The organism is Dankookia rubra, assembly GCF_004355005.1.
Lineage (GTDB): Bacteria > Pseudomonadota > Alphaproteobacteria > Acetobacterales > Acetobacteraceae > Paracraurococcus > Paracraurococcus ruber_A.
In genome coordinates this window covers 1-1,812 of record NZ_SMSJ01000244.1, presented here as the reverse complement: position 1 = coordinate 1,812, position 1,812 = coordinate 1, and the positions used below count along the sequence as shown (strand labels likewise).

The following is a 1,812-nucleotide window of genomic DNA, read 5'->3' as shown; positions in this document are numbered from 1 at the left end:
TCGTAAGCGTCCGCCGACGACTACGGCGGCCTGCCGTGGGTCAGATAGCTTGGGGCCGCAGGGTCCAGGGTGCGAGGTCAGCGAGGCGGTTGATTGGGTGGTCGGCGATGCGCTCGAGCAGGACGCGGAGGTATGCCTGCGGATCCCAGCCGTTCAGCTCGGCGGTGCCGATCAGGGTGTAGATGATGGCAGCACGCTTGCCGCCCTCCACCGATCCGGCAAACAGATAGTTCTTCCTGCCGAGGGCCAGCGGCCGGATCTGCCGCTCGACGGCGTTGTTGTGCAGGCAGGCACGGCCGTCGCGCAGCACTGTCATCAAGGCGGTCCACTGCGACAGCGTGTAGCGGATCGCCTTCGCCAGGTCGGACTTGCCGGAGATCCTTCGCAGCGACGCCTCGAGCCAGGTGTGCAACTCAGCCATGACTGGCGCCGAGCGAGCCTGCCGGGCGGCGAGACGCAACTCGGGCGACTGGCCTTCGATCTCCGCCTCGATGACGAACAGCGGCTTTATCCGCTCGATCGCCTCGCGGGCGATCGGGCTGCCGGTCGAGACCAACTCGTCATGGAAGTAGCGCTTGGCGTGCGTCCAGCACGCCGCCTCGACCACCTGGCCGCCGGCATAGAGCGCGTCGAACCCAGGATAGGCATCGGCCTGGAGGATGCCCTGGAACTCGCGCAGGCGCCGCTGCGGGTGCTCGGCCTTCCGGTCTGGCGTGAACTCGTAGAACACCGCGGGCGGGTCGGTCCCGCCGAACGGCCGGTCGTCGCGCAGATAGGCCCAGAACCGCGCCGTTTGGGTCCGGCCGCGGCCCGGTGCCAGCATCGGCATCGGCGTATCGTCGGCATGCAGCCGGGACCCGGCCAGGGCATGGCACCCGATGTGGTCGGCCATCGGCTCCATCAGGCTGGCGCCCTTGCCAACCCACCCCGCCAGCAGGCCGCGAGGCAGGTCCACGCCGTCGCGGGCATAGATCTCCGACTGCCGGTACAGCGGCAGATGGTCGCAGTATTTCGAGACCAGCACATGCGCCAGCAGCCCGGGGCCCGGCCGGCCGCGGCTGATCGGCAGGGACGGCATCGGCGCCTGGGTCATGGCCTCGCAACTGCGGCACGAGAACGCCGGGCGGACGTGGCGCAGCACCTCGAACCGGCCAGGGCGATATTCCAGGATCTCCGTGACGTCCTCGCCCACTTTGCGCAGCACGCCGCCGCAGGCGGCGCAGGCGCAGCCCGTCGCGGGCAGGTGTTCGACGTCGCGCCGGGGTAGGTTCTCGGGCAGCGGGCGACGGCTGCGGCGGGACGTCTTCTCCTCCGGCACGTCGGCGCTAGCGGCTGCGTCCTTGGTGTCGTCCTCGCCGCCTGCGGCCGCGAGATCGGTCAGCACGTCGTCGAGCCGCAACTCGAGCTGCTCGATCTCGCCCGCCAGGCGCTCGGATGACCACCCGTATTGCTGGTGCCGCAGCCGCGCGATCTGCGCCCGTAGCTTCTCCGCCTCCAGTGTCTGGATCTGCAGCCCGAGCTCGGCGGCCCGCAGCGACGCCCGCGCCTCGGTCAGCTCGTCGCGCAACGCCAGGATCATCGCCGTCAGCGCGGCGGGATCTTCAGGCAGGGCGGTGTCGGCATGCGCGGGCACGGCCGAAGCGTCTCAGACACAGCCGCGTCGCCGCAAGAGGCTACACCGCGATCTCAGGCTTCCAGCTCGACGTCGGTGTGCGCCAGTCCAGTCCTTCCACGAGCATCGCGAACTGGGCCGCCGTCAGCGTCACCGAACCTTCGCGTGCAATCGTCGGCCAGATGAACCGGCCCTTCTCA

The 1,812-nt window shown here is 69.8% G+C and carries 2 protein-coding genes; both read right to left on the bottom strand.

All coding sequences use genetic code 11. The features are described from left to right. Nucleotides 1-40: 40 nt before the first annotated feature. Nucleotides 41-1,633: an IS66 family transposase gene (tnpC, locus tag E2C06_RS36305; protein ID WP_133293362.1), complete on the bottom strand. Its 1,593-nt coding sequence runs from the start codon at nt 1,631-1,633 to the stop codon at nt 41-43. Nucleotides 1,634-1,673: 40 nt separating this feature from the next. Beyond that, nucleotides 1,674-1,812 (bottom strand): IS66 family insertion sequence element accessory protein TnpB (tnpB, locus tag E2C06_RS36300; protein ID WP_165982916.1); only part of this gene is annotated, 139 nt, incomplete at its 5' end.